18 protein-coding genes are annotated in these 21,691 nt (G+C 76.0%); 8 read left to right on the forward strand and 10 right to left on the reverse strand.

Going from position 1 to position 21,691, the window contains the following annotated elements:
- Window positions 1–170: 170 nt before the first annotated feature.
- The 6 genes from ACFWPI_RS21720 to ACFWPI_RS21745 all read right to left on the reverse strand — a co-directional run bounded on the left by ACFWPI_RS21720 (window position 171) and on the right by ACFWPI_RS21745 (window position 5,137).
- Complete coding sequence (locus ACFWPI_RS21720) at window positions 171–563, reverse strand: cell division protein SepF (protein WP_063346197.1); 393 nt, start codon at window positions 561–563, stop codon at window positions 171–173.
- 270 nt (window positions 564–833) lie between these two features.
- Window positions 834–1,349 (reverse strand): DinB family protein, encoded by a 516-nt coding sequence (locus ACFWPI_RS21725; protein ID WP_363373428.1) that lies wholly within the window; start codon window positions 1,347–1,349, stop codon window positions 834–836.
- 113 nt (window positions 1,350–1,462) lie between these two features.
- Window positions 1,463–2,191: a TVP38/TMEM64 family protein gene (locus ACFWPI_RS21730; protein WP_380372061.1), complete on the reverse strand. Its 729-nt coding sequence runs from the start codon at window positions 2,189–2,191 to the stop codon at window positions 1,463–1,465.
- Window positions 2,192–2,404: 213 nt separating this feature from the next.
- Entirely contained in the window at window positions 2,405–3,001 is a 597-nt protein-coding gene (locus ACFWPI_RS21735) for an RICIN domain-containing protein (RefSeq protein ID WP_380372064.1), read from the reverse strand.
- Entirely contained in the window at window positions 3,001–3,798 is a 798-nt protein-coding gene (locus ACFWPI_RS21740; protein ID WP_380372067.1) for a dienelactone hydrolase family protein, read from the reverse strand. Before ACFWPI_RS21740 ends, ACFWPI_RS21735 begins: the two co-directional genes overlap by 1 nt.
- A gap of 91 nt (window positions 3,799–3,889) precedes the next feature.
- Window positions 3,890–5,137 carry an MFS transporter gene (locus ACFWPI_RS21745; protein WP_063346193.1) on the reverse strand — a complete coding sequence of 416 codons (1,248 nt, stop codon included), beginning with the start codon at window positions 5,135–5,137 and terminating at the stop codon, window positions 3,890–3,892.
- Window positions 5,138–5,367: 230 nt separating this feature from the next.
- Here ACFWPI_RS21745 and ACFWPI_RS21750 point away from each other — a divergent pair, with 230 nt between their 5' ends.
- From ACFWPI_RS21750 to ACFWPI_RS21770, 5 genes are all read left to right on the forward strand, one after another.
- Entirely contained in the window at window positions 5,368–6,561 is a 1,194-nt protein-coding gene (locus tag ACFWPI_RS21750) for an ROK family transcriptional regulator (protein WP_380372071.1), read from the forward strand.
- A gap of 140 nt (window positions 6,562–6,701) precedes the next feature.
- On the forward strand, window positions 6,702–7,118 hold the full coding sequence (locus ACFWPI_RS21755) for a molybdopterin-binding protein (protein ID WP_208869038.1): 417 nt from the start codon (window positions 6,702–6,704) through the stop codon (window positions 7,116–7,118).
- 69 nt (window positions 7,119–7,187) lie between these two features.
- Window positions 7,188–7,949 (forward strand): glycerophosphodiester phosphodiesterase, encoded by a 762-nt coding sequence (locus tag ACFWPI_RS21760; protein ID WP_380372074.1) that lies wholly within the window; start codon window positions 7,188–7,190, stop codon window positions 7,947–7,949.
- A gap of 328 nt (window positions 7,950–8,277) precedes the next feature.
- The gene (locus ACFWPI_RS21765; protein ID WP_380372077.1) at window positions 8,278–9,384 is read left to right on the forward strand and encodes an AI-2E family transporter; all 1,107 of its coding nucleotides are present in this window, start codon (window positions 8,278–8,280) and stop codon (window positions 9,382–9,384) included.
- A gap of 78 nt (window positions 9,385–9,462) precedes the next feature.
- Complete coding sequence (locus ACFWPI_RS21770) at window positions 9,463–10,356, forward strand: virginiamycin B lyase (protein ID WP_380372079.1); 894 nt, start codon at window positions 9,463–9,465, stop codon at window positions 10,354–10,356.
- Here the strand turns inward: ACFWPI_RS21770 and ACFWPI_RS21775 are convergent.
- Genes ACFWPI_RS21775 through ACFWPI_RS21785 form a run of 3 tightly spaced genes read right to left on the reverse strand, consistent with a single transcriptional unit; the run spans window position 10,347 to window position 14,924 of the window.
- Window positions 10,347–10,904 carry a GAF domain-containing protein gene (locus ACFWPI_RS21775; RefSeq protein ID WP_063346190.1) on the reverse strand — a complete coding sequence of 186 codons (558 nt, stop codon included), beginning with the start codon at window positions 10,902–10,904 and terminating at the stop codon, window positions 10,347–10,349. The genes ACFWPI_RS21770 and ACFWPI_RS21775 overlap by 10 nt on opposite strands.
- Window positions 10,888–11,817 carry a S8 family serine peptidase gene (locus ACFWPI_RS21780; RefSeq protein ID WP_380372082.1) on the reverse strand — a complete coding sequence of 310 codons (930 nt, stop codon included), beginning with the start codon at window positions 11,815–11,817 and terminating at the stop codon, window positions 10,888–10,890. Before ACFWPI_RS21780 ends, ACFWPI_RS21775 begins: the two co-directional genes overlap by 17 nt.
- Window positions 11,814–14,924, reverse strand: a complete 3,111-nt coding sequence (locus ACFWPI_RS21785) for an adenylate/guanylate cyclase domain-containing protein (RefSeq protein ID WP_380372085.1) — start codon at window positions 14,922–14,924, stop codon at window positions 11,814–11,816. The genes ACFWPI_RS21780 and ACFWPI_RS21785 overlap by 4 nt, the downstream gene beginning before the upstream one ends.
- A gap of 430 nt (window positions 14,925–15,354) precedes the next feature.
- Between ACFWPI_RS21785 and ACFWPI_RS21790 the strand changes: the two genes are divergently transcribed.
- The 3 genes from ACFWPI_RS21790 to lanKC all read left to right on the forward strand — a co-directional run bounded on the left by ACFWPI_RS21790 (window position 15,355) and on the right by lanKC (window position 19,618).
- Window positions 15,355–15,528, forward strand: a complete 174-nt coding sequence (locus tag ACFWPI_RS21790; RefSeq protein ID WP_159398320.1) for a hypothetical protein — start codon at window positions 15,355–15,357, stop codon at window positions 15,526–15,528.
- Window positions 15,529–15,669: 141 nt separating this feature from the next.
- Entirely contained in the window at window positions 15,670–16,932 is a 1,263-nt protein-coding gene (locus tag ACFWPI_RS21795; RefSeq protein WP_380372089.1) for an MFS transporter, read from the forward strand.
- Between the two features lie 70 nt (window positions 16,933–17,002).
- Entirely contained in the window at window positions 17,003–19,618 is a 2,616-nt protein-coding gene (gene lanKC, locus ACFWPI_RS21800) for a class III lanthionine synthetase LanKC (protein ID WP_380372092.1), read from the forward strand.
- On the opposite strand, the gene ACFWPI_RS21805 is transcribed toward lanKC, so the two are convergent.
- The gene (locus ACFWPI_RS21805) at window positions 19,611–21,437 is read right to left on the reverse strand and encodes a BTAD domain-containing putative transcriptional regulator (RefSeq protein ID WP_380372095.1); all 1,827 of its coding nucleotides are present in this window, start codon (window positions 21,435–21,437) and stop codon (window positions 19,611–19,613) included. The two genes, lanKC and ACFWPI_RS21805, sit on opposite strands and share 8 nt — an antisense overlap.
- Window positions 21,438–21,691: the final 254 nt, after the last annotated feature.

Consider the following 21,691-nt stretch of genomic DNA (forward strand, 5'->3'; position numbering starts at 1 on the left):
AAAATTATGGCTGTCGTCTCGGATGAGGCGTTGACCGCCACGGTCGGGGCGGCAAAAAACCGGGGACGGCGGGTGCCGTCCCCGGTCGGGGTGCCGCTGTCGTGCGGCCGGTTCAGCTCGGTCGGTTCAGTTCGGTCGGTTCGGCCCGGTCGGGCCGTGCGCCGCCCGGATCAGCTCTGGTTGTAGAACCCGGTCTCGTCGAGCGGGCGGTCGATCACCATGACCTCGACGTCGGCCGGGGTGAGCAGGAACACCCGGCGGGCGATCCGCTCGATGCCGCCCTGGGTGCCGAAGATCAGCCCGGAGGCGAAGTCCACCATCCGCTTGGCCTCGGCTTCGTTCATCTCGGTGAGGTCCATGACCACCGGGATGCTCGCCCGGATGTGCTCGCCCACCGTGCGGGCCGCCTCGAAACCGGTCGGCCGCAGGGAGACGATCTTCGCGGGCGCGGGGACGGCCGGCATCGTCTCCTGATCGACCCACTCGTCCTCGTACACCGCGGCCGGGTAGTTCCCGGAGGGCATCAGCCACCCGTTGTGGTGCTCGTCGCGAAGTGCTCCCATGCCGCGCCTCCCTGCCTCGTCCCGTCCTGGTCCCCCGGGGTCGCGTGTCCTTTTTGACACGTCATCCACTCGTCGGAACTGTCCGAGTATCGCACTGTTCACCGGTCCCGTGCCCGCTCGCGGCCCCCGTACGAGTCGCGCCGCGACGGAAACCCGGGCGAACCCGGGCAACATCAGCGACGCGGCGGTGAGCCGTACGGTTGCGCGCGTAGACCATATCGGTCGCGGTCACCGCGCAATTGACCATCTGTCAACAATGAGGAAACGATTTCACTCGCCGGTGGTGCCGTCCACCAGTTCGCGCAGAAGATCGGCGTGGCCGTTGTGCCGCGCGTACTCCTCGACCATGTGGACCAGGATCCAGCGCAGCGTCACCTCCTCGCCGCGGCGCAGCCGCTTGCCGACGGTGTCCAGCGACAGGCCGGCGCTCGCGCGGCGGGCGGCCTCGACCTCGGCGCGCCAGGTGGCGAAGTCGGCCGCGACGTCGGCGGTGTCGACGTTGTTGAAGTCGCCGTCCTCGTCGGCCGCGGTCCAGTAGTGGTTCTCGGTGTACTCGTCGCCGCGAAGGACGGCCTGGAACCAGTACTGCTCCACCTCGGCCATGTGCCGGACGAGGCCGAGCAGCGAGAGGGCGGACGGCGGGGCGGAGCGCAGCCGCAGCTGGTCGTCGGTCAGGCCCTCGCATTTGAGCGCGAGGGTGCTGCGGTGGTAGTCGAGCCAGGCGGTGAGCATGGCAGTCTCGTCGGCCGCCATCGGCGGGTCGACCCGCGGGGAGAGTTCGGTCATGCGGGCCATCCTGGTGCCCACCGACCGGCGGGCGCGAGCGAATTGTCGAGCGCCCCCCGAGTGCCTCGGAATCTCGGCCGGTCAGGGGGTGTGGCGGTCAGGCGCTCAGATGCTCAGGCGGCCGGTGCGCGGCGGCGGGCGGCCACGGCCCGCCACAGTCCGACCACGCTGCCCAGCACGAGCAGCGCGATCACCCCGGCCGACACCAGGAAGGCCGCCGAGCCCGGCTCGCCCGCGCTGGCCGCCGCCGTCACGTACACCGCCGTGGTCGGCACCACGCCGATCGCGGTGGCGAACAGGAAGGGCGCGAAGCGGACCCCGGAGAAGGCCGCGCCGTAGTTGGCCGCCTGGAACGGCATGCCCGGCAGCAGCCGTAGCACCAGCACGCTGCGGAAGCCCTGCTCGGTGAAGCGCCGGTCCAGCGTGCCGAGCACCCGCCCGCGCAGGTACGGCCGCAGCGCCTCGCGCCCGAGGCCCCGGCCGAGCCCGAAGGCCATGGCCGCGCCCAGCGTGGTGCCGAGCACCGACAGCAGCACGCCCTGCTGGATGCCCAGCAGCAGCCCGGCGGCGGCGTTCAGTGCTGGCCGGGGGACGAAGGCGAGCGTGCCGACCGCGTACACGGTGGCGAACAGCGGCGCGAACCAGTACCCGGGCATCCGGTCGGCGAGGCCGCCGTTCAGCAGCGCCGTCGGGCTCCACAGCAGCAGCGATCCGGCCGCGGTGCCGAGCAGCACCACCAGCAGCGCGAACCGCCACCACGGCGAACGCGGCGCGGGGCCGGACGGCGGCTGCTCGACGGCGGGCGGGGTTGTTGCGGGCGCAGGCGGCGCGGGTGCGGGCACCGGCCGAGCCTAACCGGTGCCCGGGCGGTAGGTCCTGTCTGGCCGATCTTGGCGGATCAGCCCGCGGCGGTGGGCGCCCGGCTGGGCGTGCGCCCGGATCGTCCTCGTACTGGACGTACTTGGGCGATTCGGGTGTGCGTCCAGGCGGGATGCCCGGCGTCGCGGGCCCGGCAAGATTGGCCAGACAGGACCTGGCGTCGAGGGCGGTCGCGGTCAGCTGTACGGGGGCTTTTCCGGGTTGTAGTGCCAGAACTGGTTGTCGCCGCTGTGGAACTCCCACTGGATCACCGGGGTGCCGTCGGTCAGGGCGCCGCCCGAGACGTCCAGGACGAGGCCGCTGTAGCCGTTCACGATCCGGCGGGGCGTGCCGGGGTGGCTGGCCGGGGGGTCGCTCCAGCTCTGGTTGGCGCCGCCGTCGCAGGTCCACTGGTCGGCCTGGGTGCCCCAGGTGGTGCTGAAGGCCGGGATGTCCAGGCACTTGCCGCTGTTCAGGTTCACCCAGCCGCGGGCGCTCTGGGTCCACTGCTGGTTGGCGCCGCCGGTACAGGTCCAGATCCGGACCGGGGCGCCGTCGTCGGTGCGCCAGTCGGCGACCTCCAGGCACAGGTCGTCCGGGCCCGCGTACATGCCGGTGCGGATCTCGGCGGGCCCGAAGTCGGCGGCGACCGCGGGGGTGATCGTGGGGGTGGCCGCGGGGGCCGGCGGGGCGGTGAGCGCCACCGCGGCGGTGGCGAGGGCGGCCGTGGCGGCGGCGAGCCGCGCACGACGGGACGGGCGGGGCAGACGAGACAAGCGGGACAGGCGGGACATCAGGGCGTCCTCCGGGGGGTCGCGGATGCGGAGCGGTCGGCGAGGAATCCCAGCAGACGTCGCCAGGAGTCCCGGGCCGCGTCCGAATATTCGACGGCGGAGAGCTCGAAGAAGTTGTGCGGCGCGCCCGGGTAGGTGACGAACTCGTGCGGGTTGCCGGCGGCGGTCAGGGCCGCGTCGAAGGCGTCGACGGCGGTGGGCGGGATGTGCTCGTCCGCGCCGCCCCAGAAGGCGAGGATCGGCGCGCTGAGGCCGGCCGCGAGCTGAGTGGGCCCCGGGGAGCCGTTGATCGCGTCGGGGTATCCGTAGAAGCCGACCGCGCCGGCCAGCCCGAACCGGGGCGCGGCGGCGCGGAAGGCCTGCCGGCCGCCGAAGCAGAAGCCGAGCGCGACCACCTCGGCCGGCCCGCTTGCGCGCAGCCGGGCGAGGCCGGCGGCCAGGTCGGCGTCCAGGCCTTCGGGGGTGAGGGCGAGCAGGTGGCGGAGCAGGCCGGGCAGGTCGCCGAATTCCTCCGGGCGGCTTTCCGGATCGGCTCCGGCGGTGCGGCCGTAATAGTCGACGACGAGCGCGGGGTGGCCCTGTTCGGCGAGCCGGGCGGCGGTCTGCCGGTAGAAGCCGGAAAGGCCCTTGTTGTCCGGCAGGACGAGGACGCCGACCCCGGTAACCACCTCGGGGCGGGCCAGGAAGGCGGCGAACTCGGTGCCGTCCGCCGAGGTCAGGGTGAGCGCCGCCGCCTCGGCCAGGGGCCAGAGCGCGGGGGTGACGGCGGGCGGGGCGGCGTCGGGGTCGTAGCACACGGGGTCCACCTCACGGATCGCGAAACCGCCGGGCGCGGAATGCGCCCGGCGGTCGGCGATATTAGCGAGGAATTCCCCGGAATTTCCTAGATCATATCGCAGAGAGATCTTTTTTCGAAGTGCTTTCCGGTGACGTTGCGGTCACATTCTCGGCGCCGGATCCGGGGGAATTCCGTTCGGCCCGGCGCAGCGCCCCGGCGCTCAGCAGCAGCGCGAAGGCGAGCGCGGTGACCAGGCCGAAGGAGACGGTGAGCGAGGTCGCCTGGGCGAGGGCGCCGATGATCGCGGGCGCGACCAGGCCGGAGGTGTAGGTGACGGTGGCGACGCCCGCGATGGCCTGGCTGGGGTTGCTGCCGATCCGCCCGGCCGCCGCGAAGGCCAGCGGGACGGTGACCGCGATGCCGATGCCGATCAGGGCGAAGCCCGGGATGGCGAGCGCCGGGCTGTCGGCGGCCACCACCAGCAGGCCGCCGACGGTGGCGACGGCGCCGCCGAGACGGGTGGTGCGCACGGCGCCGAGCCGGCGGACCACCGCGTCGCCGCAGAGGCGGCTGACGGCCATGGTGAGGGAGAAGGCGGTGTAGGAGGCGGCCGCGACGGTGGCCGAGGCGCCGGTGACGTCCCGCAGGTAGACGCCGCTCCAGTCCATCGAGGCGCCTTCGGCGAAGACGGCGCAGAAGCCGACGAGTCCGATCACCAGCGAGCTGCGCGGCGGCAGTGCGAACCGCGGCGGCTCCTCCGCGCCCTCCGGCGCCCGCAGGTCGGGCAGGTTGCGGCAGACGGGCTGCGCGAGGGCGAGCAGCACGAGCGCGGTGACGGCCAGCTGGAGCCGGGCGTCGAGGTCGAGGTGGGCGGCCAGGATGCCGAAGCCGGAGGCCAGCAGCCCGCCGGCGCTCCACATCCCGTGCAGTCCGGACATGATCGAGCGGCCGAGCCGCTGTTCGATCTCCACGCCCTGCGCGTTCATCGCGACGTCCGCCATCCCGGCCGAGGCGCCGTACGCGAGCAGCGCCACGCACAGCACCGGCAGTGAGGGGGCGAGCGCGGGCAGGGCGAGGGCCAGGCACCAGAGCGAGATCAGTCCGCGGACGGCCGCCCGCCCGCCGTAGCGGTGGACGAACCGGCCGGCCAGCGGCATCGCGAGGGAGGAGCCGATGGCGGGCATCACCAGGGCCAGGCCGAGCTGGCCGGGGGAGAGGTCGAGGCGGTCCTGGATCCACGGGATGCGGGTGACGAAGCTGCCGCTGACGGCGCCGTGCACGCCGAAGACCAGGGCGATGCCCGCCCTGGCCCGGCGTGGGGAGGCCAGTGGCTCCAGTGAGTGTGCGGTGGTGCTCATCCGGCGTTCCCTCCCGGGTCGCGCAGGCGGGGCGGCGCGACGGTGCCCTGTGTGGGTGGTTGACGTGCTGGTGGGTGGTCTGACGTGCCCGGCGGTGGTTCTGACGTGCCTGAGGGTGGTCTACGTGCAGGCCGTTCGGTCCGCGCGGCGGCGACGGCCGTCCGGCGGATGGTTCGATAAAATTATCAGGAAGGGACCCTGATAGAAACACTCTGGAAGGATGAGCCGCCATGACCACCGCGCGCACGGCCACGCCGAGCACCGCCCGGGCGATCAACGACCGGCTGGCCCTCAACCTGCTCCTCGAACAGGGCCCCCTGACCGCGACGGAGCTGCGCGACCTCACCGGCCTCTCCCGGCCGACCGTCGCCGACCTGCTCGACCGCCTCCAGCGCACCGGCCTGGTCGCCGTCGTCGGCGAGCGGGGCGAGCAGCGGCGCGGCCCCAACGCCCGGCTCTACGCGCTGGTCGCCTCCCGCGCCCACCTCGCCGCCTTCGACGTGCGCTCCGGCGGCGTCAGCCTGGTCGTCGCCGACCTCGCCGGGCGCACCCTCGCCAGCGCCGAGGTCCCGGTGCACGGCGACGGGACGCCCGACACCGCCCAGCACCTGGTGCGCACCCTGCTGGACACCGCGCGCGGCGTCGGCGTCGAACGGCTGCACACCGTCGCCGTCGGCGCCCCCGGACTGGTCGACCCCGCCACCGGGCGCCTCAACAGCACCGGGAAACTCCCCGCCTGGCACGCCGAACTGCTCGCCGAACTGCGTGGGCTGCCCGGCACCGAGGTGATCCTGGAGAACGAGGTCAACCTGGCCGGCCGGGCCGAGTACCGGATCGGCGCCGCCCGCGACCGCGACACCTTCGTGCTGCTCTGGCTCGGCCACGGCGTCGGCGCCGCCGTCGTCCTGGACGGCCGGCTGCGCCGGGGCTTCTCCGGCGGCACCGGCGAGATCGGCTTCCTGCCCGTCCCCGGCACCGGCGGCCTGCCCAGCGCCACCGGCTGCGACGGCGGCTTCCACAGCCTGGCCGGCAGCGCCGCCGTCTGCGAGCTCGCCCGCGCCCACGGACTGCCCGCCGGCACCGCCGGGGACGCCCCCGCCGCCGAGGCGGCCGTCCGCGCCGCGCTGGACGCCCTCGGCCCGGACGGGCCCGGCGGGCCGTTCCTGGACGAACTGGCCGCGCGGATCGCGGTCGGCGCCGCCAGCATCTGCGTCGTCCTCGACCCGGGCTGCGTGGTGCTCGGCGGCGAGCTCGGCCGGGCCGGCGGCGCCGAACTGGCCGGCCGGGTCGAACGGCGGCTGGCCGAGCTGTCGCCGCTGCGCACCGAGGTCCGGCCCGGTACGGCGGGCGGCGGCGCGGTGCTGGCCGGGGCCGTCCTCACCGCCGGGGACGCGGTGCGCCGCGACCTCTTCGGCGAGCCCTGACCCGCCTCGCTTGGCGGCCCCGGCCGCCGGTACGGCAGGATGACGGCGACGGCCCGCCGCGCGTGCGGCGTCCCCGTTCCCGTCCCACGTTCCCCGGGCCAGCCCCGGGGCAGTTCCCGAGTCAGTGTCAGGAGTCGTACATGGGCCAGTCCGAGGCGCCGGTCAACCCGTACCGCATCGGTGAAGCCGCGGCGCTGCTCGGGGTCAGTGCCGACACCATGCGGCGCTGGGTGGACGCGGGGCGGGTCGCGGCCGAGCGGGACGAGCACGGCCACCGGATCATCCCCGGCGTCGACCTCGCCGCCTTCGCCCGTGAGCTGGCCCGCCCGGAGAACGCCGAGGCCGAGGGTCGTCCGTCCTCGGCCCGCAACCGCTTCCCCGGGATCGTCACCCACGTGGTGCTCGGCGACGTCGCGGCCCAGGTGGAGGTCCAGGCGGGGCCCTTCCGGGTGGTGTCGCTGATCAGCCGGGAGTCGGCGGAGGAGCTGAACCTCGTCCCCGGCGCCCCCGCCACCGCGGTCATCAAGTCCACCAATGTGATGATCGAGCGTCGTTAGCCGCGTGCCGCGCGCCGACGGCGCGTCGAGCCCCGTCCGTACCGGTTCCGAACGAGAGGCCCGCCCGGGATGTCCCACCCGCATCTGCCGACCACCCAGAGCGCCGTCCGCGCGGTCGGGGAACCGGCCGCCGACCGCCGCCGGGTGCTCGCCGTCGCGCACCGCGGCGACCCGTACCGCCACCGCGAGAACACCCTGCCCTCCGTCGAGTCCGCGCTCGCCGCCGGCGCCGACGCCGTCGAGGTGGACGTCCAGCTCACCCGCGACCGGGTGCCCGTCCTGCTGCACGACCGCACCCTGGAACGCCTCTGGGGCGACCCGCGGTCGATCGGCCGGGTCACCACCGCGCAGCTCGACGAACTGCGCCGGGGGCCGCTCGCCGTCCCGACCCTCGCCGAGACGGTCAAGGTCGTCGCGGCCGCCGGAGGCCCCCGGCTGCTCATCGACCTCGACGATCCCGGCCCCGTCGCCGCCACCTGGTCCGTCGTCACCGGCCTCGGCGCCGAAGGGCTGGTCTCCTTCTGCGGCCCCGCCACCGCCATGCTCGCCGTCCGCGCGCTGGCGCCCGGCGCCGAGATCGCCCTCACCTGGAAGGAGCCCCGGCTGCCCGTCCGCGCCCTGCTCGACGACCTGCGCCCGCGCTACCTCAACCCGCCGTTCGGCCTGGTCACCCCCGAGTTCACCGCCGCCGCCGCGGACGCCGGGCTCGCCGTCTCCACCTGGACCGCCGACCTGCGCCGCACCATGCGCCGGCTGCGCGACACCGGGGTCGCCTCCATCACCAGCAACCGGATCGGCGTGCTGCGCGCCGTCCTGGACGGCCACCGGTGAGCCTGCCGCCTGCTGGACGGGGTCGGCCGCTCCGGGTGGACGGGGGCGTTCCGGGGCGAACTGAGGTCCGGCGCTCGAACGTGTCCGCCAGGGCGCTTCGTCCGATGAGGTGAGCTCCACCGGCTGCTCTGTACGCGACGGACGGGGGGCGGATTGAATCGGCTCCACCCTTGATCGGCCGGACGGCGGCGTGCCGTTGTCGCCGGGGAGACGGCCGGAAGCGGGCACGCTGACGGATCGTCCGCCGAGACGGGGCGATTCGGACTCGTCGACGAGCCAGGCGGAGGTGGCCGTGCCCGAGGAGCATCCGGCTGGGGAGGGTCCGGCGGTGGAGCCCCGGTTCGTGGGCGGGGCCGCGCCGGACCCCCGCAGGCCGTACCTGATGCTGCCGCCGGTGGTCCGGCAGGCGGCCGCCTGGGCCGCGGCGGTGATCCTGCTGCTCGCGCTCGCCTCGCTGCTGGTCCTCGCGCTGGTCGAGCTGCGGGCCGCGACCGTGCCGGTGGTGCTGGCGCTGCTGGGGGCCTCGCTGCTCTACCCGGCGGTGCCGTGGATGGTCCGGCGGGGCGTGAACCGGGGGCTGGCCGCCGGGCTCACCTGCGTGCTGCTGGTCGCCGCTGTCAGCGGGGTGATCGCGCTGCTGGTCAACGCGCTGGTGCACAGCGCCCCGCAGATCGCCGAGTCCCTCCAGCAGGCGGGCAACCAGCTCGCCGCGTGGCTCGGCCCGACCGGGGAGAAGATCCGGCACGCGCTGGACAACGCCAAGGGGGAGACCAACTCGCTGGTCTCGACCGTCACCAACGGCGTGCTGTCCGGGCTGGGCCTGGCCACCCAGCTGATCGCCGGCGGCGTGCTGGCGCTCGCCCTGGTGTTCTTCTTCCTCCGGGACGGCCACCGCACCGGCGACACGATCCGCTCCTACCTGCCCGAGCGCAGCGCCGAGACCGTGATCGCCTGTGCCGAGCGGGCCTTCGACGCGATGGCCGGCTTCATGCGCGGCACCTCGCTGATCGCGCTGATCGACGCCACCTTCATCACCATCGGCCTGGTGGCGCTCGGCGTGCCCGGCGCGCCGGGGCTGGGCGCGCTGGTGTTCATGGGCGCCTACATCCCGTTCGTCGGGGCCTTCCTGTCCGGGGCGGTGTCCGTGCTGGTCGCGCTCGCCGACGGCGGGATCGGGACGGCGCTGTGGGCGCTCGGCGTGGTGATGGCGGTCCAGCTGTTCGAGGGCAACGTGCTCCAACCCCTCATCCAGAGCCGGACGGTGGAGCTGCACCCGGCCACCATCATGGTCGCCGTGGTGGCCGGCTCCGGGATCGCCGGCATCCTCGGGGCCCTGCTCGCCGTCCCGGTGTGCGCCGCCGGCGTGGGCATCGTCTCCGTCCTGCGCGGTGTCCCCGCTCCGCGGGCGGCCCGCCGCGCGGGGAACGGGGAGTAACCCGGTTGCCGGGGGCGGGGCGGGCGTGCGAGCATCACTAATGCGATAAAAGTCGCGATAGTGAGGGTGGGGGTTCGCATGACACGGATCGCGGAGCTGATCGAGGTCGCCGAGGAGGGGGCCGGACCGTACGGGGTCGCCGTGGGGCCGGACGGGGGCGTGTGGTTCACGCTGGTGCACGCCGGGGAGATCGGACGGCTGGCGGCGGACGGCACGGTCGAGCGCTACGGCCTCGGGGCGCCGGAGTGCGGGCCCGCGGTGCTCGCCGTCGGCCCGGACGGCGCGCTCTGGTTCACCCGGATGCGCGACCACCGGATCGGACGGATCGACACCGACGGGAAGACGCGCTCCTTCGCCGTGCCGACGGCGGGCGCCGGGCCCTACGGGATCGCGGCGGGGCCCGACGGGGCGCTCTGGTTCACCGAGCTGAACGCCGACCGGATCGGGCGGATCACCGTCGAGGGCGAGGTGACGGAGTACCCGCTGCCGCGGGCCGGGGCCTTCCCGTCGTTCATCACGGCCGGCCCGGACGGCGCGCTCTGGTGCACGCTCAACCAGGCGGACGCCGTCGCCCGGATCACCGTCGGGGGCGAGGTGACCGTCCACCCGCTGCCCACCGGGGGCACCGCCCCCGTCGGGATCACCGCCGGGACGGACGGCGCGCTCTGGTACGTCGGCATCGGCGGCGGGCTGGTCGGCCGGATCACGGTGGACGGCGAGGTCACCGAGTACCCGCTGGCCGACCGGGCGGCCCGGCCGCACGCGATCACCTGCGGCCCGGACGGTCGGCTCTGGTTCACCGAGTGGGGCGCCGGCCGGATCGGGGTGCTCGGCCCGGACGGGCAGCTCGACGGCCACCGGCTGCCCGGCCCGGCCGCCGAGCCGCACGGCATCGCCGTCGGCCCGGACGGCGCGGTGTACGCGGCGCTGGAGCGCGGATCGATCGCGCGGTTGGCACCGCGTCAGGGCTGACGGCGCAGCAGCTCCTCCAGGTCGGCCAGCAGGTCGAGGGCGGCGGCGCGGTCGGGCACCGCCGCCGGGGCCGGGGAGCGCTCGGCGATGACCCGCAGGGCGGCGGCGGCCTGGCGGGCGAACAGGGCGAGCAGGTCCAGCTCGGGCAGGCTGGACCGGGCCTGCGGGGCCGGGTCCAGCACCTCCAGGACGCCCAGCACCCTGCTGCCGTGCGTCAGCGGCGCCGCCATCAGCGCGTTCGGAACGTACGCGGTGGACTCGGCGAAGGCCCGGTCGAAGGTGCGGCTCGCGCCCAGGTCGTCGACCACCATCGGCTCGCCCGAGGCGGCGACCCAGCCCGCGATGCCGCTCCCCGCCGGGAAGCGGCGGCCCACCAGGGACTCCTCGCCGCGCCCCGAGACGGCCTGGAACACCAGCTCCCCGGCCGCCTCGTCGAGCAGGCAGACCGAACCGGCCTCGGCGCCGAAGATCGCTCGGGCCACGTCCACCACGGACTGCAGCAGCTCGCGGGCCAGCGGGTCGACGGCGGGATCAGTGCTGAGGGTCATCGGGCGCCTCCGTGATGGGGGTGGACGGGGTGGGCCCGGTCGTCGAACTCCCGCCTGGGGGACGGTGAGGACCGGCACCGGGGCCGACCTGGACGTTGGCTGCGGTGAGGTAGAGCGCGCTCTTCAGCTGGAAGGTCGTCAGCCTCGGGTGGCCGGACAGGATGCGGGCGCACAGCCCGGCGACGTACGGGGTGGCGAAGCTGTTGCCGGTGGTGCGGATGGTGGAGCCGCCGAGCCAGGGGACCCGGACGTTCTGGCCGGGGGCGAAGAACTCGACCGGCGGCGCCGGGTTGTACAGGTGCAGGGCCGGGTCGTCCTCCTGGTGGCTGCCGACCGAGATGACCGAGGAGAACCGCCAGGGGTAGCTCTCCACCGGGGTGTTGTGGGCGGAGGCGACGATCGCGGTGCGGGCGAAGAAGGCGTCGTCGGCGATCGCGTGCAGCTCCTCCAGGAAGCGGGTCCGGGTGGTGGAGAGGCTGAGGTTGACGACGTCGAAGCCCTGCTCGACGGCCCAGCGCAGCCCGGTGATCAGCATGTCGCCGGTGCCGGTGAAGCGTTCGCCGAGCACCCGGACGCTGTACAGCTCGCAGTCCGGGGCGGTGCGGCGGATGATGCCCGCGCAGGCGGTGCCGTGGCCGCAGGTGTCGCCGGTGCGGTCGGGGCGGACCACCAGCTCCCGGGTCGTCGGGTCCTTGACCACCACCCAGGAGCCGTTCAGCGGGCCGACCAACGGGTGGTCCGGCTCGATGCCGGAGTCCACGACGCACACCCGCACACCCTTGCCGGTGCCCCCGCCGCCGGGACCGGTGGTGTCGGGGCCGGTGGTGTCGTGGGCGGTGGTGTCGGCGAGCACCGGCAGGTCCGCGGCGGCCCGGCCGCGCAGGCTCCAGGTGAGGCCGGCCGGGCCGCTCACCGGGCGCCGCCGAGCCGCTCGGCCCGGCGCACGCCCGGCAGGTGGCCCTTGGCGGCGAACCGGTCCCGGGCGGTGGCGGCCGCCACGGCGGCCTCGGCGCGCCGGTCGAGCAGCAGCAGCGCGTGGGCGCGGTCCAGCGCGGTGAGCGCCTGGAGCAGCAGCGACTCGGTGGCCTCGGCGGCCTGGGCGGCGGCCGCGGTCAGCTCCAGCGCCGGGTCGGCCTCGCCCCGGGAGGCGGCGAGCCGGCCGCGCAGCGCGTCCAGCTCGATCGCCAGCACCGGCGGCAGCGCGGACGTGGCGTCGACGCCGTCCAGGTGGCGGGCGGCCGGGCCCGGGCGGTCGGTGTCCAGCAGGGCGCGGGCGGTGGTGAGGGCGAGCCGGGGCAGCGGGGCGGCGTTGCCCAGCCGGCGGGCGACCTCGGCGGCGTCGGCGAGCAGGTCCAGCGCCTGCCCGGTCTGGCCGGTGGCCGCCGCGGCCTGGGCGGTCAGGGCCGGCAGCGAGACCATCGCGTCGGCCAGCGACAGCTCGCCCGCCAGGCCGTTGGCCTCGGCCAGCAGCAGTTCGGCCTCGCCGGGCCGGTCGCGCAGGGCGAGCAGGACGGCCAGCGGGCCGTTGAGCGCGACCCGCACCGTCCGGTGGCCGGCGCCGTGCCCGGCCAGCAGGGCCCGCAGCCGGAAGACGGCGTTCGGGACGGGCTCGGGGCCCGCCAGCAGGGAGGCGGCCAGCGCGGCCAGTACGGCGGCCCGGTCCAGCTCGGCGTCGGTGCGGGCGGCGTGGTCGAGGGCGTCGTCCAGCAGCCGCTCCGCCTCGGTGTGCCGGCCCGCCAGCAGGTGTTCCTCGGCCAGGCGCAGCCCGGCCCGGGCCTGGCCCAGGTCGTCCCGCAGGTCGATGAAGAGCGGGAGGACGGCGCGGGCGGTGGCGGCGGGCTGCTCCGGGCCGGGCGGCAGGCCGCGCGCGGCCAGCGCGAGCCGGGCGTGCGCGGCGTCCAGCGGGTCGGCGGCCGAGTCGCGGACCTGCGCCAGGACGGGCAGGGCCTCGTCGGCTCGGCCGAGCGCCAGCCGGGCCTCGCCGAGGCGGCGCAGCGTCGGGCCGGCGGTGCGCTCGTTCGGGTAGTGCAGCCGGACGGCGCGCTCCAGCAGGTCGGTGGCGGCGGGCAGGTCGGCGTGGGCGAGGGCGTGGGCGCCGGCCACGCCGAGGGCGGCCGCCGCGCGGGTGCGCAGGGCGTCCGTCCGGGCGTCCAGCAGGCCGAGTTCGAGCCGGTAGCGGTGGGCGCGCTCCAGGTGGCCGCCGACGGCGGCGTCCCCGGCGGCGCGGACGGCCGGCAGGTCGGCGGCGCGTTCGTGGCGCTCGGCGCGGGCCCGCTTGGACATCGACTGGTAGACCGACTCCTGGACCAGGCCGCTGCTGAACCGGAAGCTGGTGCCGGCCGGTTCGACCAGGCGGCGCTCGGCCAGCCGGGCCAGCGCGGCGTGCAGCCGCGGCGGGGTGTCGTCGCCCGCGGGCAGGCCGGGGAGGCCGTCGAACGGACCGGTGAAGACGTCGTCCTCCGGGTCGGCGAAGGCGTCCTGGTCGGCGCCGCCGCGGGCGAGCTGGGCGAGTTCGGCGGCGGTGAAGGCGCGACCGAGCACGGCGGCCAGGTCCAGGGTGGTGCGCTCGTCGCGCTCCAGGTCGTCGATCCGCGCGCTGAGCAGCGCCCGGCCGGTGGGCGGGAGTTCGTCGGCGAGGGCGGGGCCGTCCGCCTCGGTGAGGGCGGCCAGCAGCTCCTCCAGGTGCAGCGGGTTGCCCTCGGCCCGCTCCAGCAGCCGGGTCGGCACCGCGTCCTGGTGGGCGCTCAGCTCCGTCAACTGGGCGGCCAGCAGCGCCGATTCGTCCCAGGACAGGCCGCCGACCGGCAGCGCCGGCAGCTCCGGGCGGGAGGCCGGCAGCTCCGGCCGGGCCAGGCACAGCAGCAGCACCGGGGCCTGGCCGAGGGCGGCGACCAGCCGCTCGGCGGCGTCCAGCAGCACCGGGCCGGCCCACTGGCAGTCGTCCAGGACCAGCACGGCCGGGCGCTCGACGGTCCGCCCGCGCAGGACCGCGGCCAGCCGGTCCAGGGACTGTTCGGCGCTCACCCCGGGCGCGGTGGCCTGCGCCAGCCGGTCCAGCGCCTCGGCGGGCGCAGGCGTCCCCGGGCCGCCGAGCAGGGCCCCGACGGCCTCCGCGAGCGGGGTCAGGACGCCCTGCTCGCCGTAGCTGCGGCAGCGGCCGGTGCCGCAGCGCGCGGTGTGCCGGCCCGTCCGCTCCTGCCACTCGCGCACCAGCCGGGTCTTGCCGATCCCGGCCTCGCCGACGACCAGCAGCAGTTCGGCGCCCTGGCCGCCGGACACCCGGGCCAGCGCGGCGTCCAGTTGGGCGAGTTCACGCTCCCGCCCGACCAGCGGGACGTCGAAGCGGCGCAGCAGCTCGGGGTCGTCCTCGTCCAGCCCGACCAGGCGGTACGCGGTGACCGGCTCGGTCTTGCCCTTGAGCCGCAGCGGGCCGACCTCGTGCACCTGGGCGGCCGGCCCCGCCGCGCGCAGGGTCTGCGGGCCGATCAGCACCTGGCCGGGGGCGGCCTGGGTCTGCAGCCGGGCGGCGATGTTCACGGTCTCGCCGGAGATCAGGGCCTGGCGCGCCGAGGCGTCCGAACCCGCCACCACCTGGCCGGTGTTGACACCGATCCGGACGTCCAGGCGCACCCCGAGGGTGGCGTCCAGCTCGGTGTTGAGGTCCTCCAGGTCCTCCAGCATGGCGAGCGCGGCGGCCAGCGCCCGGTGGGCGTCGTCCTCGCGGATCACCGGGACGCCGAACACCGCCATCACCGCGTCCCCGATGAACTTCTCCAAGGTGCCGCCGTGCGCCTCGATCTGACGGTGCATCCGTTCGAAGTAGCGCAGGATCACCTCGCGCAGCGTCTCCGGGTCGAGCGCGCCGGACAGGGCGGTGGAGTCGACCAGGTCGCAGAAGACCACCGTCACCAGCTTGCGCTCCTCGGCGGCCAGGTCGAGGGCGGCGGCCCGGGGGGTGCCGCAGGCGGGGCAGAACTGGTCGTTCGTGCTGGCGAGTTGGGCGCAGAGCGGGCAGGGCATGGTGGCAGTCCTTCGCTAGTCCTTCGCGGTGCGGGGAGTGCATCGGGGAGTACGTGGGGTTGGGGGAGTGCGCGGGGTCGGGGTGCGCATGGAGTCGGGGTGTGCGCGGAGCCGGGGTGCGCACGGAGCCGGGGTGGGCGTGGTCGGAGCCGGGCGTGCGGGCGTGCCGGGCCAGGCTCCCCGGCCCGGCTTCGGGCCCGGTTCGCGGCCGCCTTGCCGGCGGTATGGCCGCAGCCCGGAGCGGGTGCGCGGGCCCGGCGGACGGGTGCGGCAGGCCGGACGGCGCCGCCGTCGGCTCCCCGACCTGCGGCCATACCGGTGCCGTACCGGTTCCCAGGCCGTGCGCAGCCCCGCCTGCCTACCGTCTTCACCACGGCGGGCCACCACCCGTCGAACCCCCACCGATCAACCCAGTGAAGGGAGTTCAGCCATGGCCGAGAACATCGACCCGATCGTCGGCGAGGACAGCGAGGAGACCCCGGAGGTCGAGGCGCACGCCGCCAACGTCCTGGACCTCCAGGCGATGAAGGTCCTCCAGGAGGCCTCCGACGGCAGCTGCTTCAGCCTGATCAGCTACGTCAGCTCCGCCGAGACCTCCGCCTGACCAGCGGCAGGTCAGCGGTGTCCGGCGCGGGGGCGGGCGCACCACCGCCCCCGGCCGCCGGGCAGTGATTGGCTTCCGGGGCGGTCCCGCCGGTGCGGGACCGCCCCGGCCCGATTCCACCCCCCACCCCGGAGGACGGCCATGGAGCCCACCTCGCTCTCCCGCAACCGGGACTTCCGGCTGCTCTGGGTCGGCGGCCTGATGGCCTCGCTCGGCTCCCAACTCGCCTCTATCGCCCTGCCGTTGCTCGTCCTGCGGGAGACCGGATCGGCCGCCCAGGCGGGCGCCATCGGCACCGTCTCGATCGGCGCGCTGCTGCTCACCATGCTGCCCGGCGGCGTCATCGCCGACCGGATCGAGCGGCGCCGGCTGATGCGGGTGTGCGACGTCGGCAGCCTGCTCGCCGTCACCGCGCTGGTGATCGCCGTCCTGCGCGGCCACACCCCGCTGCCGCTGGTGCTGCTGGTGGCCGCCGCCGGGGCGCTCATCACCAGCGCCTACGGGCCCGCCGCCGGCGGCCTGCTGCGCGCGGTGGTGCCGCGCGAGCAGGTCCGCGCGGCGTCGTCCCGGATGCAGGCGCGCGGCGCCGCCGCCCGGCTGGTCGGGCCGATCGCCGGCGGCGCGCTGTTCGCCTGGCACCCGGTGCTGCCGTTCCTCGCGGAGGGCGTCGGGCTGCTGCTCTCCACCGTCTGCGTCGCGCTGATGCGGACCCGCTCGGTGCCCGCCGCCAGGAGCGGCGCGGCGTTCAGCCGCGGCGAACTGACCGCCGGACTCAGCTTCATCTGGCGCCAGCCCTACCTGCGCACCCTGCTGCTGATCTTCGGGCTCGGGATGAACTTCGCGTTCAGCGCGCTGATGTTCACCACCCTGGCCGTGGCCTCCGACGGCGGCCGTTCCGGGATCGGCGGCGGCACCGTGGTCTCCTGTACCGCGGCCGGCGCCCTGGCCGGCGCGCTGCTCGCCCCGAGGCTGGAGGCCCGGACTGGGCCCAGAGCGCGCCCCGGGGCGAGTGACGGCAGGCTGGTGGCGCTCAGCTGCTGGGCGGCCGCCGCCACCGCCGGGGTGTTGGTGCTCACCCGGATCCCGCTGCTGATCGGGCTGCTCTGCGCGGTGTGCATGTGCCTGTCCACGGTCGCCAGCATCGGCTTCGTCTCCGGCATGCTGCTCGCCGCGCCGCCCGACCGGATCGGCCGGGTGCAGAGCGCCGCCGGTTTCCTGTCCACCCTGGTCCAGCCGTTCGGCCCGCTGGTGGGCGGCGCGCTGCTCGGCGCCCTGGGCGGCACCCGGACCTTCGCCCTGCTGGCCCTCGCCATCTCGCTCTGCGCGGCCGTGGTCACCTGGGCGCCGCCGGTCCGGCGCGGCCCGGCGCCGGTCCCGGCACCGCTACCGGCGCCCGCAGGCTGAACGGCCCGGCGGCCCGGGAGACGAATGACCCGGAAGAGCTTGGAAGACGACCCGGAAGAGGAGGCGCGCCATGGCCGGCGCCCAGGAGACCCAGCTGTACTGCCTCGCCGATCCGATGTACTACGACACCCCGGGGCGGCTCCGCGACCGGGCCGGCCGGTACCCGCTGGGGCTCGGCGCACCGCCCGCCGGGTGGCGGCGCGAGCGGCGCGGGCTGTGGACGGCGTTGCGGCCGGACGGCGCCCGGCTGCCGGAGCAGGGCTGGAAGATCCACGTCTCGACCGTGCCGGAGGAGGCCGAGGCGACTCTGCGGGCCGTCGCGCGGGTCTGCACGGCGCGCCGCACGACGTTCAAGTTCCTGCGCAGCGACGAGGCGCTGCGGGTCGCGAACGGCAAGTACATGGGGCGCGGCAGCAGCGGCAAGTTCGTCACCGTCTACCCGGGGTCGGAGGAGGAGTTCCTGGCCGTGGCGGCGGAGTTGGCCGAGGTGCTGGCGGGCCGCCTGGGGCCGTACGTGCTCACCGACCTGCGGATCGGCACGGCCCCCGTGTACGTGCGCTACGGCGCGTTCGTCGAGCTGTGGTGCCAGGACGAGGACGGGCGGCCCGTGCCCGCGCTGCGCGACCCGTCCGGCGAGCTGGTCCCCGACCGGCGCGACCCGGTGTTCCAACTGCCCGCCTGGGTCGAACCGCCCGAGGAGCTGCGCCCGCACCTGGCCGCCCGGGAGGCGGCCGGCGGCGACCTGCCGTACCGGATCGTCGAGGTGCTGCAGTTCTCCAACGCCGGCGGGATCTACCTCGCCGAGCACCGGACCACCGGGGAGCGGGTGGTGCTGCGCGAGGCCCGCCCGCACGCCGGGCTGGACGCCGCCGGGGACGACGCCGTCACCCGGCTGCGGCGCGAGCAGTGGGCGCTGGAACGGCTCGCCGGTCTGGACTGCGTGCCCCGGCTGCACGAGGTCCGGACGGTCTGGGAGCACACCTTCCTGGTCCAGGAGCACATCGAGGGCGTCCAGCTGTTCGCCGAGGCGATCCGCCGTTACCCGCTGGTGCACCAGGACTGCACCGCCGGACAGCGCGCCGAGTACGCGCACTGGGTGGCCGGGGTCGTGGCCGGGCTGGAGAAGGCGCTCGGCGCCCTGCACGAGCGGGGCGTCCGGTTCGGCGACCTGCACCCGGCCAATGTGATCGTCCGTCCGGACGGTTCGGTGGTGCTCGTCGACTTCGAGTACGCGGAGGAGCTCACCGGCCGCCGTGTCCCGCTCGCCGGCGCGGGCGGGTTGCAGCCCCCGCCCGGGCTCGACGGGGCCGACGCCGACCGCCACATGCTCTGGGCCACCTGGCTGATGCTGCTGATGCCCGTGATGGAGCTGGCCGAACGCGATCCCGGCAAGCTGCCCGCGCTGGAACGGCGGGCACGGCGCTGGTTCGGCCTCGGGCCGGAGGAGGGACCGGTGCGGCCGGGCGCCGTGGCGCCGGTGGAACCGGTCGGCGAACGGCGGGTCCGCGAACTCCTCGCCGGGCCCACCCTCGACGCCGCCAGGAACGAACTCGTCGCCGGCATCCACGCCGGGGCCACCCCCGACCGGCCGGACCGGCTCTTCCCCGGCGACCCGGCCGGATTCGCCGACGGCGGCACCGGTGTCGCCCACGGCGCCGCCGGCGTCCTGTACGCGCTGCACCGGGCCGGGGCGCCCTGCCCCGACGAGTACGCGGACTGGCTGATCGCGGCGATGCGGCGGCGCGGCCCGAGACCGGGCGCAGGCGGGCTCTTCGACGGGCCGCTCGGCGTGGCGGCCGTGCTCGCCCGGGTCGGCCGCGGCGACGAGGCCGCCGAACTGGCCGCACAGGCCCGGCAGGCCCGGCCCGCGCCCACCGTCGCCCTCCACGGCGGCCGGGCCGGCGCCGCGCTCGCCCGGCTGCGGCTCGCAGACGCCCTCGGCAGCCGGCGCGAACTCGCGGACGCCCTCGCCGACGCGCGGGCGCTCGACGCGGTGCTGCGCGGGCAGACCGTCCCGGGGCTCGGCGCGCCGACGGCGGCCGGACTGCTGTACGGCCTCGCCGGGATCGCCCTCGTCCAGCTGCGGCTGTACCAGCGGACCGGCGAGGACTGGCTGCTGGCCTCCGGGCGCGAGGCGCTGGAGCGCGCCGTGGCGCAGTGCGTACGGGTGCCCGACGGGTCGGTGCAGGTCCTCGACCGGGGGCGGAGGCTCGCCTACCTCGACCGCGGCAGCAGCGGGATCGCGCTCGTCGCCCAGGAGTACCAGGCGCTCGGCGGCATCGGGTCCGAGGAGTTCGGGAAGTTCGACGGGTTCCGGGAGTTCGGCGGGTCCGAGGAGTTCCTCGCCGACGTGCGGCGGGTCTGCGCACCCGGATTCGTCCGCGAGCCCGGGCTGTTCCGGGGCCGCGCCGGGCTGCTGCTGGCGCTGGACCGGCTGGGCGGGCCGGCGGCCCGGGACGCCGTCCGCGAGCAGGTCCGCAAGCTCCAGTGGCACCTGGTCGCGCGGCCGGAGGGGCTGCTCGTCCCCGGGATGCGGCTGCGGCGGTTCTCGGCGGACCTGCACACCGGGGCGGCGGGCGTCCTGCTGGCCCTGCACGCTGCCGAACAGGGCCTGGAGGGCGGGGAGTTGCTGGACATGCTGACGCTCGGCCCGAGGGGCGCCGGCCGGCGCGGCGGGCTCAGTTGAGGTTGTCGGCCAGTACGGTGCTGTGCTCGCGGGCGTGCAGGTGGGTGAGGCGGGGGAGGGCGTAGAGGGCGGCGTGGGCGGTGACCTCGCCGGTGGGGGAGGTGACGGCGCCGGTGTCGGTGAGGGCCTCCAGGGTGCGCAGGGCGAGGCGTTCGGGGCGGCCGAGGGCGGCGGCGGCCTCGGGGAGGGTGAACAGCAGGGAGAGCGGGAGGGCGGCGAGCCGGCCGAGGGCGAGGCGGCCCTGGTCGGTGAGGTCGCGCCAGCCGGAGTCGAGGCGGGCGCGGACGGTGACGTCCCCGGCGACGAGTTCGTCCAGGGCGCCGGCCGGGTCGGCGAGGCGGGCCGCGTACTCGGCGAGCGGCAGGTGGCGCAGGACGGCGAGCCGGGTGCCGGCGACCCGGACGGCGAGCGGCAGCAGCCCGCAGGCCTCGACGATCCGGGCGGCGGCCGCGCGGTCGGTGCCGGTCCGGCCGGTGCCGACGATCCGGCCGAGCAGGTCGAGCGCCTCGGCGGGGGCGAAGGGCGGCACGGTGACCCGGTGCACCGAGGCCAGTCCGGCGAGTTGGCTGCGCGAGGTGACGAGGGTGGCGCTCGGGCCGAAGCCCGGCAGCAGTTCGCGGACCACGGCCTCGCCGGGGGCGTCGTCGAGGATCAGCAGCATCCGGCGTCCGGCCAGGGAGGCGCGCCAGAGCGCGGCGGCCTGGGCCGGGTCGGCCGGTCTGGGGCCGGATCGGCCGGTGAGGGCGGCGAGTTCGGCGAGGATGTCGGCGAGCGGGCGCGGGGTGCCGTCCTCGGCGCGCAGCCGGAGCAGCAGCCGGCCGTCGGGGAAGCGGTCGGCGAGCAGGTGTCCGGCGTGCACGGCGAGGGCGGTCTTGCCGATGCCGGCCGGGCCGGAGAGGACCGCGACGCGCTCGCCGCCCTCCGCCAACGCATCGATCAGGTCGCGCAGTTCGTGGCTCCGGCCGGTGAAGTCGGTGGCGTCGGCGGGCAGCAGTGCGCCGCTCGGGCCGGGGTGCTGCGCCGGCCGGGCGGTGGCGGGGCGGGCCGGGCCGTGGGCGAGCAGCTGCCGGTAGCGGGCGGTCAGGGTGGGGCTGGGTTCGAGGCCCAACTCGCGGGCGAGCAGCTGGCGGTGGGTGTCGTAGACGGCGAGCGCCTCGGGCTGGCGGCCGGACAGGTGCAGGGCGTTCATCCGGGCGGCCTGGAGGCGTTCGCGCAGCGGGTGGCGCTCGGCCAGGTCGGCGAGTTCCTCGGCGACGGCGGTGGCGTTGCCGAGCTCCAACTCGGTCTCCGCCCAGTCCTCGTGGACGCCGAGGCAGCGGGCCTCCAGCCGGTCGGCCTCGGCCTGGACGGCGGGCGAGCAGCGCAGGTCGGCGAGCGGCGGGCCCTGCCACAGGTCGAGGGCCTGGCGCAGCAGCCGGGCGGCGGGGGCGAGCGCGCCGCTGTCGGCGGCGGCCCGGCCGGCCCGGGCGAGGGCGCGGAACTGGAGGACGTCGAGCTCGGGTTCGGCGACCCGCAGCAGGTAGCCGCCGGCGGTGTGGACCAGCCGTTCGGGCCCGGGGTCGCGGCCGAGCAGGGTGCGCAGCGTGCAGATGTAGACCTGGAGGTTCTTGCGGGCGGTGCGCGGCGGCTCCTCGGGCCAGACCGCGTCGGTGAGCAGGTCGACCGGGACGGCCGTGTTGGCGCGGCTCAGCAGGACGGCCAGCACCAGCCGCTGCTTCAGCGGGCCGAGGGCGAGCGGGCGGCCGTCCGCTTCGCCGGTCAGCGGGCCGAGGACGGAGAAGCGCGGCCGGGTGGGGGCGGCGGGCTGGGCCAGGGGCATCGGCGTACCTCCGGGGCGTGGGTGGGGGCCAGGGCGTGTCCGAGCGGGGGCGTGACCGGTGCGGTGCGGGCGTGGCCGCAGGCTACTTGACGGCCGATCCGATCTGTAGGGCACGGAATCGTCCTGTTTCGCTCACGCGACCCTCACACTTCGGGCACCTGGGGGAGGGGACACCCGGGGGAGGCGGCGGCCGGCTGCGGTGGCGGCCGGCGGGCGCGGTGTCGTGGCCGGTGGGGCGGGGTGGGAGGGGCCGG

Source organism: Kitasatospora sp. NPDC058492, from assembly GCF_042720685.1.
Classification (GTDB): Bacteria; Actinomycetota; Actinomycetes; order Streptomycetales; family Streptomycetaceae; genus Kitasatospora.